Consider the following 15,412-nt stretch of genomic DNA (forward strand, 5'->3'; position numbering starts at 1 on the left):
GGCCATGCGCCTCGTTCCGCGAGGACGTGGCTCGGCCGATCCCAACCTAAGGGATCGCCTGTACGAATTGCTGGAGCACGATCCGCTCGCCTACTCGATCGGGTCGCGCTTCATCCAGGTGATCATCAGCGTCATCGTGCTCGACGTGGTCGCGATGATCCTCGCCTCGGTGCCGGAGCTCGACGCGCGGTTCGACACGCTGTTCAGCGCGGTCGCCGTCCTCGCCGTCATCGTGTTCGCGCTCGAATATCTGGCGCGGCTGTGGACCGTGGCGGGGCACACCCAGCGCAACGGCTCCGCGCTGTCCGACCGGCTCTCTTATGCCTTCTCCGCGCTCGGTATCATCGACCTCATGGCGTTCCTGCCGGCCGCGATCGTGCTGGCCACCGGCCGGCACGCGACGCTGGCTGGGCTCGGCGTGCTGCCGTTCTTCAAGCTGATCCGTTATTCGCCGGCGATGCGCTCGCTGCTCGCGGCCATCCATGCCGAGCGGCGTGCGCTGATCGGCTGCATCGTCATCCTGATCGGCGTGGTACTGACCTTCGCCTCGCTGCTCTACGCCATCGAGCGTGATGTGCAGCCCAGCAAGCTCGGCACCATTCCGGACGCGATGTGGTGGGCAATCGTGACGCTCGGCACCGTCGGCTATGGCGACGTCGTGCCGGTGACGCCGCTCGGTAAATTCATCTCGGTGTTCGCGATCATCTCAGGCTTTGCCATGATCGCGCTGCCGGTCGCGATCATCTCAACCGCCTTCGCCGAGGAGGTGAGGCGGCGCGATTTCGTGGTGACCTGGGGCATGCTGGCGCGGGTGCCGCTGTTCTCGCATCTTTCGGCCGCGGAGATCGCCGACATCATGCGGTTGCTCCGGGCCCGCACCATCGAGCAGGGCGAAATATTGGTGCGCCGTGGCGATACCGCCTCGTCGATGTATTTCATCACTGCCGGCGAGGTCGAGATCACGCTGCCGAGCCAGCAGGTGCGGCTCGCCGACGGCACGTTCTTCGGCGAGATCGCGCTGCTGCACAAGACCAAACGCAGCGGCACGGTGACCGCGACACGCAAGACGCGGCTGCTCGTGCTCGACGCCCAGGATTTTCACGCGCTGATCGAGCGCATGCCGACGCTCGCCGCCCACGTCCACCAGACCGCGAAGGCACGGCTCGAGGAGACCGGCGATCTTGCGGCGGCAGAATTGGCGCAGGCGGAGCGCGACGACACCGACCGCTGAGCGGTCAGCCCTTCTTCAGGAAAATGTAGTCGGCCGAGTAGGGTGCGCTTTTGAACTCGCCGGCCTTGTCGCAAGAACCCTCGAGCTTGCCGCCGTGGGTGTTGATGCGCTGGACCGTGGTGACTGGCGTCAGGATGCCGCTGCCGCGGCGGGAGGCGACCTCCAGCTTGAGCCAGGGGATATCGGCGGCGGTTGCGCCCGGCGCGTTGCCGATGGCCTTGCCGGCCACGGCGCTGCCGTCGGCGAGTTCCCAGTTCGGGCCGGCATAGTGGCGGCCGACGGTCTTGCCCTCGGCGAGCAGCGTCGCCACCGGCTCGCGGAAGGCCCAGGCAAGCTTGCCGTCGGCGGCTGCCTTGCAGTCATAGACCTGCGCGCCTTCGGCATGGACGCCGAGCACGACGGTCTCGCCGGGGGCGGCGATGGCGTCGGGGAGCGGCTCCGCGGCTGCGGCGGGCCCGGCCACGGCCGCGAGCAGCAGGCAGGGGACGGCGAACTTGACGATGGACATGGGTGGCCTCCGCGCAACGGTGTTAAAATGAAAGGGCCGCGCCCAGGCGCGGCCCTTAATGATGTCTAACCCCGATCAGACGAAAATAATGCGCGGGCTTACGCCAACGCTTTCGTGAGGTTCTCCGCGACCTTGTCCAGGAAGCCGGTGGTCGAGAGCCAGCGCTGGTCGGCACCGACCAGGAGCGCGAGGTCCTTGGTCATGTAGCCTTCCTCGACGGTGTCGACGCAGACCTTCTCCAGGGTGCTCGCGAACTTGGCGAGCTCGGCATTGTTGTCGAGCTTGGCGCGATGCGACAGGCCGCGGGTCCAGGCGAAGATCGACGCGATCGAGTTGGTCGAGGTCTCCTTGCCCTTCTGGTGCTCGCGGTAGTGGCGGGTCACCGTGCCGTGGGCCGCTTCGGCTTCCACGGTCTTGCCGTCAGGGGTGAGCAGCACCGAGGTCATCAGGCCGAGCGAGCCGTAGCCCTGCGCGACCGTGTCGGACTGCACGTCGCCGTCGTAGTTCTTACAGGCCCAGACATAGCCGCCGGACCATTTCAGCGCCGACGCCACCATGTCGTCGATCAGGCGGTGCTCGTAGGTCAGGCCCTTGGCCTCGAATTCCTTCTTGAACTCGCGGTCGTAGATGTCCTGGAAGATATCCTTGAAGCGGCCGTCATAGACCTTGAGGATGGTGTTCTTGGTCGAGAGGTAGACCGGGTAGTTGCGCAGCAGGCCGTAGTTCAGCGAGGCGCGTGCGAAGTCGATGATGGAGTCGTCGAGATTGTACATCTGCATCGCGACGCCGGACCCCGGGGTCTTGAACACTTCCTTCTCGATGACGGTGCCGTCCTCGCCGACGAACTTCATCGTCAGCGTGCCCTTGCCGGGGAACTTGATGTCGGTGGCGCGGTACTGGTCGCCATAGGCGTGGCGGCCGATGATAATCGGCTTGGTCCAGCCGGGAACCAGGCGCGGCACGTTCTTGCAGATGATCGGCTCGCGGAAGATCACGCCGCCGAGGATGTTGCGGATGGTGCCGTTCGGCGACTTCCACATCTGCTTGAGGTTGAACTCCTTCACCCGGGCCTCGTCCGGGGTGATGGTGGCGCACTTGACGCCGACGCCGACCTTCTTGATGGCTTCGGCGGCGTCGATGGTGACCTGATCGTTGGTCTCGTCGCGGTACTCCATGCCCAGGTCGAAATACAGCAGCTCGACATCAAGGTACGGGTTGATCAGCTTGTCCTTGATGTACTGCCAGATGATCCGGGTCATCTCGTCGCCATCGAGTTCGACGACGGGGTTGGACACCTTGATTTTTGCCATGATCGGGGAAGCCTCTTGGGAACGGCGCTTTGGCGCGCCACGGGAATATCCGCCGCCTCTTAGCACCGGACTGCAGCGGGCGAAAGCCAAGGGATTATGCACTTTTAGCTCATCCAGCTTGCCCAGATGGGGGGCGGGGCGGGCCCTGCCGCGGGGGCGGGCCTCAGGCTTCAGAAGAGATTCAAAAGTCGAATCCAACCCGTTATTTCCCTTGAGAATTTTGTCAGGACAGGCAAACGACAGGCGAACGGGCAGCCGGCCCCAACGGATCGGGGCAGACCGGCTTTGAATCAATTCCTGAAGAGCGCCTTGCCAAGGCCTTGAGAACCAGTGTGAAAGCGAAGCGAGATGTCGGGGACTGACAAGAGCAAGGCGGGCCTTTCCCTCGACGGTCCCATCGTGATCCTGGTCGAGCCGCAGCTTGGCGAAAACATCGGCATGGCCGCGCGCGCCATGGGCAATTTTGCGCTCAGCCGATTGCGCATCGTCAATCCCCGCGACGGCTGGCCCAACATCGCCGCCCAGCGCGCCGCGGCCGGCGCCGACTATATTCTGGAAAAGGTCGAATTGTTCGACACGGTCGGCGAGGCGGTCGCCGATCTCGACCTGCTGTTCGCCACCACGGCGCGTCCCCATGACCAGGCCAAGCCGGTGGTGGGGCCCGAGGCAGCCGCGGCCGAGATCTCGGGTCACGTCGCGACCGGGGGCAAGGCGGGCATCCTGTTCGGCCGCGAGCGCTGGGGGCTGACCAACGAGGAGGTCGGGCTCTCCAACCGCATCATCACCTTCCCGGTCAATCCGGGCTTTGCCTCGCTCAACCTCGCGCAGGCCGTGCTGCTGGTCGGCTATGAATGGTTCAAGCGGGCAACATCAGGCGAGCTGCCGCACAGCATGCCGGAGCGCTCCGAGCGCGCCTCGCAGCACCAGATGCAGGCCTTCTTCGACAACCTCATCCGCGAGCTCGACCGGGTCGAATTCCTCCGCCCGGCCGAGAAGCGCGACACCATGCTGGTCAACCTGCGCAACATCTTCAGCCGGATGGAGCCGACCAAGCAGGACATGCACACCCTGCATGGTGTGGTGATGGCGATCGCGGAAGGACGCAAGGGCCCGGCCAAGGGCGGCGTGCTCGACGGCGAGCAGGCCACGCGCCTGCGCGCGTTGCTGGCCGAGCACGGCCAGGGCGGCGGCGTACCCGACAGCGGATCGACCGTGCGCGGCCTCGCCCGCCTGCTCCGCCGCAACCCGACCGATGCCGAGCGCCTGCTCTGGCAGGCCCTGACCCGCGACCGCCGCTTCGCAGGAGGGTTCAAGCGCCAGACCCCGGTCGGCCGCCACATCCCGGATTTCGTCTCGTTCTCGCACCGGATCGCGATCGAACTGGTCAATCCGCACGAGAGCGAGACCATCGTCGCCGACCGCACCGCGCGGAAAGCGTGGCTGGAAGCGCGGGATTATCGGGTGATCGAGATGCGGGCCGCGGATGTGGAGCGCGATCTGGAAGCGGAGGCGGCACGGCTGCAGGCGATGATGTCGCAATCCACATAGCTTCGGGCCAGCCCGAGCCGCAGTTTGCGAACGCCGCAACCGAGGGCTGTGCAGCAGCGAGATCGGTTGCTATGACATTCCCCGCAGATTCAACCGGGGGCCCCATGATTGGAATGACAAGCCGCGCAATTGTTTGCGCGGCGATTTGTTTGGCCGCTCTTCTGTTTGTCTCTCCCGCGATTGCAGATCCCGCCTCGGACTGGAAATGCAATGCGATCACGGAAATCCCGGTCGACGAGCGGATCGCTGCCTGCACGTCTGTGCTGGAAGCTGGGAAATTCGGTCAGCAGGGCACCATCAGGGCCCGGCTCAGTCGTGCCGGAGCCTATAATAAGAAGGGCGCATTCGAGCTCGCGGTTGCCGACTACAGCGAACTGATCAGGCTCTATCCCCGGAATATGCACGCCTACTACAATCGCGCATACTCACACTATCAATTGGAAGAGTTCGACCGCGCGATTGCCGACTACGGCGAGGTCATCGGGTTGAACCCCAAAGATCAGCGCGCTTACTGCAGTCGCGCGGTGTCCCACTCGAAGAAGGGAGATCTCGACCTCGCTATTGCCGACTATACGAGAGCGATTGAATTGAAGCTTGATCAGTCTGTGGCTGCCAGCGGAGCTTACTCTTATGGTGGCGATCTGGCTCCAACGGCTCCCGGCCCGTCCGCTCAGTTCAATCCATTGCACATGGCGGCTTATCTGGCGCGCGGCGTTGCCAAGGGCAAAAAAGGCAATATCGACGGCGCAATCTCGGATTATGAGGGGGCGCTCGCGCTCGATCCAGGGTATCCGCCTGCGTACGTCTATCGTGCAGGCGCGTATCGGGCCAAGCAAGATCTTGCGCGCGCAATGGATGATTGCGACCGCGCGGTGGCCTTCGGGCCCAAGGACCCCAACTCGTATCTGTGCCGCAGCTTCACTTATCCGGCGATGGGGGATCCGCAGCGCGCCGTTACGGCATGCGATCTCGCGATCGAGCGTGCCCCGAAGGCGGCGAGCCCCTATCGTTCATGTGCCATGGCACACTTGCAGGCCGGCTCGCCTGGGGAGGCTATCACCTACCTCGATCGGTCAAGGGAGCTTGATCCCAGGGAGCCCTATGCCACGATCTGGCGCGAGATCGCGGGTCGGCGCGGCAATGTGCCGAGTACGCTGTCGGAGGCGACCGCCAAGCTGGACATGACCAAATGGCCTGCTCCGGTGATCCGGTTGTTGTTGGAAACGATGACGGCTGACGAACTGCTGCGCGCGGCCGACGATCCCGATCTGGTCAAGAAGAAGGGGCAAATCTGCGAGGCGAACTTTTACACTGCCGAACTCACTTTGCAGCGCGGTGTGAAAGAGGAGGCGCGGCGACTCTTTGGTCTCGCGCTCGCCGATTGCCCGCCGACCTTCGTGGAATTCCAGGCGGCCGGCGCCGAGCTCAAGGCGCTGGGGGTGAACCCCTGACGACGTACCGACCGAACAGTCTAGTTTAATCAGCTTCGTAGGTGGGCAAAGCGAAGCGTGCCCACCATGCTTCGACCGATCAACTGAGGTGACAATGGCGGGCACGTCGCTTCGCGCCTTTGCCCACCCTACGAACTCCACCTCAGGCGGCGCTTGCGACAGGGCCCTTCGCGCCGCTCTGCTGCAGCCGACGTAACGCGGCGAGGTTGGTCTCGACCGAGGCAAGGCAGCAACGCGATTTGCCGCCTGACTTCGCCTCGTAGAGCGCGGCGTCGGCGACCGCGAGCAATTCCTCGACCTCGGCGCCATGATCAGGTGACATCGCAATGCCGACACTGGCACCGACACTGGTGCGCACCTCGCCGCCGAGTTCGTAGGAGACGGCCACCTCGCTGATCAGGCGATATCCAGTCTCCAGCGCCATGTCTGCGGTGAGGCCATCGACGAGCACGACGAATTCGTCGCCACCCATCCGGGCGACCATCGCGCCGTCCGGCAGCGCCCGGCGCACGCGGCCGGCCACGCCTTTCAGGACCGCATCGCCCGCCGCGTGTCCGAACGTGTCGTTGATCGGCTTGAAGTTGTCGAGATCCAAGAACATCACCGCGAACCGCCGTTCGGCGGAGGCCCCAAGTCTCGCGCCGAAGCGCCTCGACGAAGCCCGCGCGATTGAGCAGTCCCGTGAGCGCGTCGTGATGGGCGCGATGGCTGTTCTCGCGCTCGGCGCGCATGGTGGTGATCAGCATCCGATTGAGGCGGAAGGCGGCGGCCGTCATCGCGGCCAGATACATCGGCACCTGGAGGTAGACGATGTAGAGCAGCGGCTCGCCGGCGAACGCAGCGCCGGGGATGATGGGGCCGAGGCTCAGCAGGATCATGGTCCCGGCCAGCCGCGGCGCGCCGAAATTGCGGAAGCAGATGCCGCCAACCATCGCCGCCGCCGAGAGCGAGGCCAGCATGGCGACGACCCAGTCCCCGCTGGCCAGGCTGGCAACGACGCCAAATCCAACGCTGGCGCTCCAGGCGACCGCGAGCAGGAGATGAAGGTCGGTTGGCGTCGGGCGGTGGGCACGCGCCCTGCGATGCGCGCTGACGAGCACGGCGAGGCGGGCCAGGCAGATCGCGATCTCCATGACCAGCCAGACAATGAATGGTGCAGTCTGCTTGCGGCCAGCGATCACGGCGGCGACGGCAATGGTGTTGACGGCGCCGGCAGCAAAAACCGGCAGGGATCCATAGAGCTGGACAATGAGCGCGGCGCGGATGTCGTCGGGAACACCTAGCCCCGGCTCGGCGAGCCAGCGTGTCAGGCGCCAGCGTGGCGCACTGTAGAGTCCCTCGTCCGATTGCATTGCAGAGCGTCCCCGTATTCCGGGCGCCAACAACGATGACCGCTCCTAACAAGCCTTTTAAGACAGCCATCGATTGCCGGGCGTGCTTGACGCAAGGTAAACCGTCGCAAGCACGGCCGCGGACGTGCAGGAGAATGCGGATTGGTGCAGGCCGAAGGTGCGGCGACGGATGTGTTGCGTGATTAGAGGGAGGGCAAAGCGACTTGTCCGCCGTAGCTCGAAGAGCGGAGGCGGAAGCGTGCCCACCATGTCGCTCAACGGAGCTGAGAGTGATGGGCACGGCGCTTCGCGCCTTTGCCCACCCTACGAAGTACGCCCGAGCTGCACCTCGCGTTCCACCGCAATCCATGTCATACGGGCCACGGCCAGCAACTTCCCGGTTTCATCGTGGAGCGCGGCCTCGGCCGTACGCTTGCGGCCGTCGCGGCCGGTTGGCCAGGCTGTGATGATGCAGTGGTCGCCGGGGCGCGGCCGGGCTTCAATCCGTGCCGACATCCGCCCCAGTAGCAGCGGCGTCTTGTCGAATGCGCTGCTCTGCTGATCGCAATTGCAGGCAAAGCCGGTGGGACAATCGAGCGCCGACCAGAGAAATTCTGGCGCGATCAGGCCATCCTCGGCGGCCAGATTTGGATCTGGCGTCCAGCTCGCCGCGAGAACGGGGCTTTGCGCCCGACGTCCGAGCGATCCGGCGAAAATGCGCAGGCCGTCGCCTTTCGCTCTTGCGGGACCGCAGACGAAACAGTTCGGCAGCGGATGCTCGTGCGGCTTGAACAGCGCCAGCAATTCGGCCGCGCGTGCTTCCTGCAAGCTGGCTGTCTCAAGGCGCGCGAGCTCGACGCTTGCCGCTCGCCCGGTCGCGACGACTTTGGCGCCGTCGCGAAGCTCCCATGTGCCGTCGGCGGTCGCGGCCGCATCGAGCGGCTTGTCCAGAGGAGGCGGCGCGCGCAGCGTCACCTCGGCGCCGCCGGGAATGTGGCGGGCCAGCCGGCCGCAGACATAGCCGCCGTTCCCGGAGTTCGGAGGACCGCAAAAGCGCTTGTCGATGATGATCTCGGTCATCGGTTTTGTCCTCTCTTCCTCGTCGGGCGCAGTCTACCTGATCTTGAGGACAATTCGTCCCAGAACCGCGCGATTGGCGACGGCGCGCATGGCGTCGCCGGCCTCCTCCAAAGGGAGGACGCGATCGATGTGCGGGCGGATCTTTCCGTCGGCCAGCAATTGCATCAGCGTATCATTCATGCGCGCGGCTTCCGCGGAGAATTTCTCCGCCCAGGCGCCGAGGAAGACGCCGATGATGGCGTAGTTCTTCAGGAGAGGCAGGTTCATCGGGATCTGTGGAATCTCGCCGCCGGCGAAGCCGATCGGCATCAGTCGTCCGTCCCATTTCATCAGCCGGGCCATCTGCTCGAAGATCGCGCCGCCGACATTGTCGAGGCCGACATCGATGCCTTCTCCCGATGTGATCGACTTGATCCGGTCGCGCAGATCTTCGCTGCGATAGTTGACGACATCGCCGGCCCCGTAACGCCGCACCAGGGCGGCCTTGTCGTCGGAGCCGACGCCGGCGACGACGCGCAGGCCGAGATGACGGCCGAGGTCGACGGCGGCGAGGCCAACTCCGCCGGCTGCGCCGGTGACGAACAGCGTTTCGCCGCGTTGCGCCCGTGCCCGCTCGACCAGCGCATAATGGGCCGTGCCGTAATTGTGCAGCACCGTCGCCCCGGCTTCGAACGCGACCCCATCCGGCAGCCGCACGCTCTTCGATTGCTTCGCGATCATCCGTTCGGCGTAGCCGCCGGTCCAGGCACTGCACGCCACGCGATCGCCGGGGGCGAATGTCGTGACCTTGTTGCCGACCGCGACGACGACGCCGGATGCTTCGGTGCCGGGCACGAAGGGTGTCGCCGGCCGCATCTGGTAGAGGCCCGAGACCAGCAACTGGTCCATGAAGCTCACGGACGTCGCGTGGACGTCGATGAGAATCTCGTCGCCGGCAGGCCGCGGCGCATCGATCTCACCGAGGCGCAGATCCGCAGGGCCCGTGAACGAATTGCACAGAATCGCTTTCATCGGGGCGCTCCGAAAATGCGCGGCAACAGCATCGGAACGCGCCGGCGATAGTCCTGATAGGTCGCGCCGAACTCGGCGATCAGGTCCCGCTCCTCGAACTGCAGGGCGACCAGGATGTAGGCCGTGTTCGCGATCGCGAACAGCAGATGGCCGGCGGTCATCTCGGGCGTCGCCCAGAACGCGAGCAGAAAACCCAGCATGAGCGGGTGCCGCACGATCTTGTAGAGCAGCGGCGTCCGGAAGGATTGACCTGATATCTCGGCTCCGCGCAACGCGACGAGAGCCTGGCGCAGGCCGAACAGATCGAAATGATCGATCATGTAGGTCGAGGCGAACGCGATCAGCCAGCCGAGCCAATGTACGCCGGTCAGGAGCCACGCCGTAATGCCGCTGGCCTGCCAGATCGGCGCCGGGATCGGACGCCACTGCCAGAACAGCAGCAGGAGGATCAGGCTGGAGAGCAGCACATAGGTGCTGCGCTGGCAGGCCACTGGAAGAAATTTGGCCCACCAGCGTTTGAAGGCCGGGCGTGCCATGACGCTGTGCTGGATGGCAAACAGGCTCATCAGCAGCAGGTTGACGACGATGGCCTCACCCAAATTCGCAGGCGCGCCGACGTCGATCGACGTGTCGATTGACTTGGGCACGACATAATTGCCGACGAAACCGAGCGCGTAGAGGAATGAAGCCGTGAAGACGGCGTAGCTCACGATGGCGTAGAGCAGGATTGCGAGGCGCGCGAACATGGTTTTTCCTATTGTGCCGATGGCGGCGGTGCCGCATTCAGGAGCTTGAACCGCTCGCTGGCGGGCGGGCTCGATCTGGCCTGACTGCTATCGCTGGACCGTCCCCTGCGCGTCCCCCGGCGGCGCCGACCGGGGAGGGAGGATCTCCATGACGGCCTTTTCGCTGGGGACGTTCGGGTTCCCCGAGGTCCATGCCGACGACCGCCCGATCAAGCTGGCCTTACGCAAGGGGCTTGCGCTGCTGGTCTATCTCGCGGAAGCCAAAGGCCCCGTCGCGCGCGACGTCATTGCCACGCTGCTGTGGCCCGAGACTTCCCGCGAGACGGGCCTTGCACGATTGCGGCGTCTGCTTCACCGCGTCGAGCTCACGCTCGGCCAGGCGGTTTTCGAGACCGACCGCACAAGCTTGCGTTGGTCTCCGGAGGTCGAGCTGAAGATCGACTCGCATCAGTTCGAGCGCGCCTGCGATCGCGGCGACTTTGAAAAGGCCTGCCGGATTTATCGCGGCGACTTCCTGGCGGGCTTTTCTCCGGACGACTGTCCTGAGTTCGACGATTGGGCGTTCTTTCGCCGCGAGGCGCTGCGTGGGCGGCTCGTGCAGGCGCTCGAGCGTCTGGTGCAGGACAGGAATGCTGCCGGCGATCATCTCGCCGCGACACTGCATGCGGGCCGTCTGGTCGAGCTCGATCCGCTCAGCGAGGTGTATGGCCGGCATCTGATCCGCAGCCTGCTGCTGGCCGGCGACCGAAGCGCGGCGGAACGGCATCACGCGGCACTGGCGCAGCGGCTGCGTGACGAGCTTGGCGTCGCGCCGGAAGCCGAGACCGAAGCGCTCATGAGCCGCGCGGCCGCGCCGCTGCGTGATGCTCTTCCAGCGACACGCTATGTGAAGGGCGCCGGCGTGCATCTGGCCTATCAGACCTATGGCAGCGGTCCGCTCGATATCCTGGTCATGCCAGGTTTCGTGTCGCATGTGGAGCGCGCCTGGGAACATCCCGCGAGCCGGACGTTTCTGGCCTCATTGATGAGGCTTGGGCGGCTGATCGTTTTCGATCGCCGCGGCATCGGCCTGTCCGACCGGGTCGGATCGGCCCCTGGCATCGACGTCACCGCGGAAGATATCGGCACCGTGCTGCGGGCGGTGGACTCGCGTCGCGTCGTGCTGTTTGGCGCATCCGAATGCGGGCCGGCCTGCATCAAGTTTGCGGTCGAGGAATCCCGCCATGTGGCCGGACTCATCCTGTTCGGCGCACTGGCCAAGGGCTGCTGGTCAGAGGACTATCCGCACGCGCTGCGCGCCAGCCAGTATGACGCCTGGAGCAAGCACCTGATTGCGCAATGGGGCGGTCCGGTCGGGATCGAAGCCTTTGCGCCGAGCCTTGCCAATGATCCGCAGGCGCGCGCCTGGTGGGCGGGGCTGTTGCGCGCGGCGTCCAGTCCCGGCGGCATCTCCGCCGTGCTCGAGGCCTTTCGCGACGCCGATGTGCGACACCTTCTGGCGCGGATTGCGGTGCCGACGCTGGTGCTGCATCGTCGGGACGACAAGGCCGTGCGGATCGCGGCCGGGCGCGACATCGCGAGCCGGATCACCGGTGCGGAATTCGTCGAGCTCGACGGCAATGATCATTGGTTCTTTGCCGGCGATCAGCAGCCGGTGCTCGAGGCGATCAAGCGGTTCACGGAGGCTTTACCGCGTGAGGGGAGGTCGAGGCGGTGACGCCTCAAGCCTCATTTATTGGCACGTTTCGTGCCTCCCAAAGCGGCACAAACGACGTGACACGATGCCTGGCGAAGGGAGACCCCGACATGAAACGCGAAGACCTCACCGAAAAGCTGCTCGACATCAAGCGCGAGAACGGCTGGAGCTGGAAACACATCTGCGACAAGGTCGGCGGCTATTCCGAGGTGCTGATCGTCGGTGCGATTCTCGGCCAGATGAAGCTGACGAAACCGCAGGCCGCCAATGCCGGCGAGCTGTTCGGCCTGTCGAAGGCCGAGACCGCGATGCTCAATGAGGTGCCGATGCGCGGCACCGGCACGCCGATGCCGCCGACCGATCCGCTGATCTATCGCTTCTACGAGATGGTGATGGTCAACGGTCCGGCGTGGAAGGCGTTGATCGAGGAGGAGTTCGGCGACGGCATCATGTCGGCGATCGACTTCGACATGGCCATGGAACGCGTTGACAACCCGAAGGGCGACCGCGTCAAGATCACCATGAGCGGCAAGTTCCTGCCGTACAAATATTACGGCGCCAGCGGCAATGTGCCGGAATACGGCTTCAAGGAGGGGTGAGGGACGCGAATGGCGAATCGCGAGTAGCGAATGGGGTTCATTCGCTACTCGCCGCTCCCTATTCGCCTATTTGCCCGCCTTCACCTCGGCCGCGGCCACGGCGATCAATTCACTCATCTTGGCGCGAATCGCCTGTTCGGTGATGGCGACATTCTTGGCGGCGAAATCGGCCATGACCTTGCGCAGGACGTCGGCATCGCCGGCCTCCTCGAAATCGGCCGCGACCACTTCCTTGGCGTAGGCGGTGGCGGCCTCGCCGGTGATGCCGAGCTTCTCGGCGGCCCAAAGGCCGAGCAGCCGGTTGCGGCGGGCTTCCGCCTTGAATTTCTGCTCCTCGTCGAGGGCGAACTTCTTCTCGAAGCCTTCCTCGCGCTTGTCCAAACTGCTCATGCCTTTTTCCAATTCCCTGCTGACTGGATCCGGTGGCCATCGTTGCGACGGCCCCGGCGCATGCCTAGATAGAGGGCACGAATCGGCAAAACAACGAGCCGTTAAGCCGCAGGCAAGACGGTATAAGTTGATGCCGGGCGGCCGGATCGATTGTGCTGGGACAGCCAATCGGATAGGTTGCCTGAAGGCTTGGTTCCCGTTCTGTTTCCAAGGGGTTATAGACGGGTTCCCAGCCGTTCACGGCAGCTCCGCTGTGGGTCGTAGCCTGGTAACCGGAGCACACCAAATACATGGATTTCAACAAAACACGGTACATCCCCATGAGCCGTCGGCGTCGTATTTATGAAGGCAAGGCAAAGGTTCTTTACGAAGGCCCGGAGCCCGGTACCCTGATCCAGCACTTCAAGGATGACGCCACCGCGTTCAATGCGAAAAAGCATCAGGTGATCGAGGGCAAGGGTGTCCTCAACAACCGGATCTCGGAGTACCTGTTTCAGCACCTCAACGACATCGGGGTGCCGACTCATTTCATCCGCCGCCTCAACATGCGCGAGCAGTTGATTCGCGAGGTCGAGATCGTGCCGCTGGAAGTGGTGGTGCGGAACGTTGCCGCCGGCTCGCTGTCGCAGCGCCTCGGCATCGAGGAGGGCACGCAGCTGCCCCGTTCGATCATCGAATTCTACTACAAGAACGACCAGCTCAACGACCCCATGGTGTCGGAAGAGCACATCACCGCCTTCGGCTGGGCCACTCCGCAGGAGATCGACGACATCATGGCGCTCGCCATCCGTGTCAACGACTTCCTCACCGGCCTCTTCCTCGGTATCGGCATCCGCCTCGTCGACTTCAAGATGGAGTGCGGCCGGCTGTTCGAAAACGAGATGATGCGGATCATCGTTGCCGACGAGATCTCGCCGGACAGCTGCCGTCTGTGGGACATCAAGTCGAACGAGAAGCTCGACAAGGACCGTTTCCGCAGGGACCTCGGCGGCCTGCTCGAGGCCTACACCGAAGTCGCAAAACGCCTCGGCATCCTCATGGAGAACGAGCGTCCGCAGGGCACTGGCCCGGTGCTGGTGAAGAGCTAAGAGGGATTTGACGTGAAGGCACGTGTTACCGTTACCCTGAAGACGGGCATCCTCGATCCGCAGGGCAAGGCCATCGAAGGCGCGCTGAAGTCGCTCGGCGTCGACGGCGTCGCCAGCGTCCGCCAGGGCAAGGTGTTCGACATCGAGCTTGCCGGCGCCGACAAGGCCAAGGCCGAAGCGGCGCTGAAGGAGGCGGCCGACAAGCTCCTGGCGAACACCGTGATCGAGAACTATCGCGTCGAGATCGTCTAACCCGCGCGGCGCTTCACAGCCATCCGACGCGGTGGAAGCGCCAGTACAATGCGAGGCAGGCGAGCGCCATCATCCCCATGACGACGAAATAGCTGTACTCCCATTGCAGCTCGGGGATGTACTTGAAGTTCATCCCGTAGATGCCTGCGACTGCGGTGGGCACGGCGAGGATCGCCAGCCACGAGGCGAGCTTCTTGGAGACCGCGGTCTCCTGCGCCTGTCCGACCAGCAGGCTCGCCTCGAAGGCGAAGGCCAGCACCTCGCGCATGGAATCGATGCGCTCCTGGATGTTCCTGACGTGGTCGGTGACGTCGCGGAACAGCGGCTGCATCGTCGCGCGCACCATCGCAAGCTCGTCATGCTCGAGCCGGCGGCAGACTTCCACCAGCGGGCCGATCGCGGTCCTGAGCCGCAGCAGGTCGCGGCGCAGCATGTAGAGCCGCTCGATCTGTGCCTTGCTGATCGGCTTGGAGAGCACGTCGTCCTCGATGCCTTCGACCTCCTCGTGGATGCTCTCCAGCACGGGCGAGTAGTTGTCGACGATGAAATCAAGGATGGCGTAGAGGATGTAGTCCTCGCCGCGCGCAAGCGCCCGTGGGCAGCTTTCGCAGCGTTCGCGCACCGGCGTGTAGGATGTCGAGGCGCCATGGCGCACCGAGACCAGATAGCCTTCGCCGACGAAGATGTGCGTCTCGCCGAAGGCGATCCGGCCCTCGAGCAGTTGCGCGGTCCGCGCCACGATGAACAGGGCCTCGCCATATTGCTCGATCTTCGGCCGCTGATGGGCGTTGTTGGCGTCCTCGATGGCAAGGTCGTGCAGGTCGAACTGCTTCTGCACGGCGCCGAGCAACGCCATGTCAGGCTCGTGCAGCCCGATCCACACCACGTGGCCGGGCTTGGCCCGCCAGCTCGAAGCCTCGCTGATGGCGATATTGGCGACACGCCGGCCGTCGACATAGGCGCCGGCAGCGATGACGCCCTGAGTGGACACCGGTTCGGAGAGGGAGGCGGGCAGCGACGGGACGTTCATGGCTTCAATCCCGGGCAAAATCGTCAGGCAAAATTGCCGTGGCTATGGCCTGTGTACAAGGCCGCCCGGCGAGGCTAGCACTGGTAAAATCCCCGTCAAATGGCTATGTCTCCTGACGAATTGGCCCTTTGGCCAGCCCGA

The 15,412-nt window shown here is 64.5% G+C and carries 16 protein-coding genes; 8 read left to right on the forward strand and 8 right to left on the reverse strand.

Features of this window, described 5'->3' with window-relative positions; genetic code table 11:
- The first annotated feature begins 4 nt into the window (after positions 1-4).
- Entirely contained in the window at positions 5-1,231 is a 1,227-nt protein-coding gene (locus AB7Z56_RS15400; protein ID WP_135215401.1) for a cyclic nucleotide-gated ion channel, read from the forward strand.
- A gap of 4 nt (positions 1,232-1,235) precedes the next feature.
- Here AB7Z56_RS15400 and AB7Z56_RS15405 read toward each other — a convergent pair whose 3' ends face one another.
- Together AB7Z56_RS15405 and AB7Z56_RS15410 are read right to left on the reverse strand one after the other, a co-directional pair.
- Positions 1,236-1,739, reverse strand: coding sequence for a DUF3455 domain-containing protein (locus AB7Z56_RS15405; protein WP_135215402.1), 504 nt, complete (start codon positions 1,737-1,739; stop codon positions 1,236-1,238).
- 98 nt (positions 1,740-1,837) lie between these two features.
- The gene (locus AB7Z56_RS15410) at positions 1,838-3,049 is read right to left on the reverse strand and encodes an NADP-dependent isocitrate dehydrogenase (protein WP_071912356.1); all 1,212 of its coding nucleotides are present in this window, start codon (positions 3,047-3,049) and stop codon (positions 1,838-1,840) included.
- A gap of 348 nt (positions 3,050-3,397) precedes the next feature.
- On the opposite strand from AB7Z56_RS15410, the gene AB7Z56_RS15415 reads away from it, so the two are divergent.
- Positions 3,398-4,597, forward strand: a complete 1,200-nt coding sequence (locus AB7Z56_RS15415; protein WP_135215403.1) for a TrmJ/YjtD family RNA methyltransferase — start codon at positions 3,398-3,400, stop codon at positions 4,595-4,597.
- A gap of 149 nt (positions 4,598-4,746) precedes the next feature.
- Positions 4,747-6,048: a tetratricopeptide repeat protein gene (locus tag AB7Z56_RS15420; protein WP_244623239.1), complete on the forward strand. Its 1,302-nt coding sequence runs from the start codon at positions 4,747-4,749 to the stop codon at positions 6,046-6,048.
- Positions 6,049-6,190: 142 nt separating this feature from the next.
- Here the strand turns inward: AB7Z56_RS15420 and AB7Z56_RS15425 are convergent, their stop codons facing one another.
- Positions 6,191-6,643 (reverse strand): GGDEF domain-containing protein, encoded by a 453-nt coding sequence (locus AB7Z56_RS15425; RefSeq protein WP_354124535.1) that lies wholly within the window; start codon positions 6,641-6,643, stop codon positions 6,191-6,193.
- Between AB7Z56_RS15425 and AB7Z56_RS15430 the strand changes: the two genes are divergently transcribed.
- Positions 6,615-7,331, forward strand: a complete 717-nt coding sequence (locus AB7Z56_RS15430; RefSeq protein ID WP_354124534.1) for a hypothetical protein — start codon at positions 6,615-6,617, stop codon at positions 7,329-7,331. The two genes, AB7Z56_RS15425 and AB7Z56_RS15430, sit on opposite strands and share 29 nt — an antisense overlap.
- 372 nt (positions 7,332-7,703) lie before the next feature.
- On the opposite strand, the gene AB7Z56_RS15435 is transcribed toward AB7Z56_RS15430, so the two are convergent.
- From AB7Z56_RS15435 to mddA, 3 genes are read right to left on the reverse strand one after another with little or no spacing between them, the layout of a single operon-like run.
- Positions 7,704-8,459, reverse strand: coding sequence for a PaaI family thioesterase (locus AB7Z56_RS15435; protein WP_354124533.1), 756 nt, complete (start codon positions 8,457-8,459; stop codon positions 7,704-7,706).
- 33 nt (positions 8,460-8,492) lie between these two features.
- Entirely contained in the window at positions 8,493-9,470 is a 978-nt protein-coding gene (locus AB7Z56_RS15440) for an NADPH:quinone oxidoreductase family protein (protein WP_354124532.1), read from the reverse strand.
- On the reverse strand, positions 9,467-10,216 hold the full coding sequence (mddA, locus tag AB7Z56_RS15445; RefSeq protein WP_354124531.1) for a methanethiol S-methyltransferase: 750 nt from the start codon (positions 10,214-10,216) through the stop codon (positions 9,467-9,469). Before mddA ends, AB7Z56_RS15440 begins: the two co-directional genes overlap by 4 nt.
- Before the next feature lie 148 nt (positions 10,217-10,364).
- Here mddA and AB7Z56_RS15450 point away from each other — a divergent pair, with 148 nt between their 5' ends.
- Both AB7Z56_RS15450 and cynS read left to right on the forward strand, forming a co-directional pair.
- Positions 10,365-11,933, forward strand: a complete 1,569-nt coding sequence (locus tag AB7Z56_RS15450) for an alpha/beta fold hydrolase (RefSeq protein WP_354124530.1) — start codon at positions 10,365-10,367, stop codon at positions 11,931-11,933.
- A gap of 89 nt (positions 11,934-12,022) precedes the next feature.
- Positions 12,023-12,511 (forward strand): cyanase, encoded by a 489-nt coding sequence (gene cynS / locus AB7Z56_RS15455; RefSeq protein ID WP_354124529.1) that lies wholly within the window; start codon positions 12,023-12,025, stop codon positions 12,509-12,511.
- 66 nt (positions 12,512-12,577) lie between these two features.
- On the opposite strand, the gene AB7Z56_RS15460 is transcribed toward cynS, so the two are convergent.
- Complete coding sequence (locus AB7Z56_RS15460) at positions 12,578-12,901, reverse strand: DUF1476 domain-containing protein (RefSeq protein ID WP_014494124.1); 324 nt, start codon at positions 12,899-12,901, stop codon at positions 12,578-12,580.
- Positions 12,902-13,221: 320 nt separating this feature from the next.
- Here AB7Z56_RS15460 and purC point away from each other — a divergent pair, with 320 nt between their 5' ends.
- The gene (gene purC / locus AB7Z56_RS15465) at positions 13,222-13,989 is read left to right on the forward strand and encodes a phosphoribosylaminoimidazolesuccinocarboxamide synthase (RefSeq protein WP_172782948.1); all 768 of its coding nucleotides are present in this window, start codon (positions 13,222-13,224) and stop codon (positions 13,987-13,989) included.
- Between the two features lie 12 nt (positions 13,990-14,001).
- Entirely contained in the window at positions 14,002-14,241 is a 240-nt protein-coding gene (gene purS / locus AB7Z56_RS15470) for a phosphoribosylformylglycinamidine synthase subunit PurS (RefSeq protein ID WP_014494125.1), read from the forward strand.
- 13 nt (positions 14,242-14,254) lie between these two features.
- On the opposite strand, the gene AB7Z56_RS15475 is transcribed toward purS, so the two are convergent.
- Entirely contained in the window at positions 14,255-15,271 is a 1,017-nt protein-coding gene (locus tag AB7Z56_RS15475; RefSeq protein ID WP_063982359.1) for a magnesium and cobalt transport protein CorA, read from the reverse strand.
- Between the last annotated feature and the right edge of the window lie 141 nt (positions 15,272-15,412).

This window comes from Bradyrhizobium sp. 482_C4_N1_8 (genome assembly GCF_052075965.1).
Taxonomy (GTDB): Bacteria; Pseudomonadota; Alphaproteobacteria; order Rhizobiales; family Xanthobacteraceae; genus Bradyrhizobium; species Bradyrhizobium barranii.

Bases quoted from the DNA above. Each gene is read 5' to 3' on its own strand.
- cynS (WP_354124529.1), top strand. From the start codon at position 12,023: ATGAAACGCGAAGACCTCACCGAAAAGCTGCTCGACATCAAGCGCGAG.
- AB7Z56_RS15475 (WP_063982359.1), bottom strand. From the start codon at position 15,271: ATGAACGTCCCGTCGCTGCCCGCCTCCCTCTCCGAACCGGTGTCCACT.
- AB7Z56_RS15450 (WP_354124530.1), top strand. From the start codon at position 10,365: ATGACGGCCTTTTCGCTGGGGACGTTCGGGTTCCCCGAGGTCCATGCC.
- AB7Z56_RS15435 (WP_354124533.1), bottom strand. From the start codon at position 8,459: ATGACCGAGATCATCATCGACAAGCGCTTTTGCGGTCCTCCGAACTCC.
- AB7Z56_RS15440 (WP_354124532.1), bottom strand. From the start codon at position 9,470: ATGAAAGCGATTCTGTGCAATTCGTTCACGGGCCCTGCGGATCTGCGC.
- AB7Z56_RS15460 (WP_014494124.1), bottom strand. From the start codon at position 12,901: ATGAGCAGTTTGGACAAGCGCGAGGAAGGCTTCGAGAAGAAGTTCGCC.
- mddA (WP_354124531.1), bottom strand. From the start codon at position 10,216: ATGTTCGCGCGCCTCGCAATCCTGCTCTACGCCATCGTGAGCTACGCC.
- AB7Z56_RS15415 (WP_135215403.1), top strand. From the start codon at position 3,398: ATGTCGGGGACTGACAAGAGCAAGGCGGGCCTTTCCCTCGACGGTCCC.
- AB7Z56_RS15405 (WP_135215402.1), bottom strand. From the start codon at position 1,739: ATGTCCATCGTCAAGTTCGCCGTCCCCTGCCTGCTGCTCGCGGCCGTG.
- AB7Z56_RS15410 (WP_071912356.1), bottom strand. From the start codon at position 3,049: ATGGCAAAAATCAAGGTGTCCAACCCCGTCGTCGAACTCGATGGCGAC.
- AB7Z56_RS15400 (WP_135215401.1), top strand. From the start codon at position 5: ATGCGCCTCGTTCCGCGAGGACGTGGCTCGGCCGATCCCAACCTAAGG.
- purC (WP_172782948.1), top strand. From the start codon at position 13,222: ATGAGCCGTCGGCGTCGTATTTATGAAGGCAAGGCAAAGGTTCTTTAC.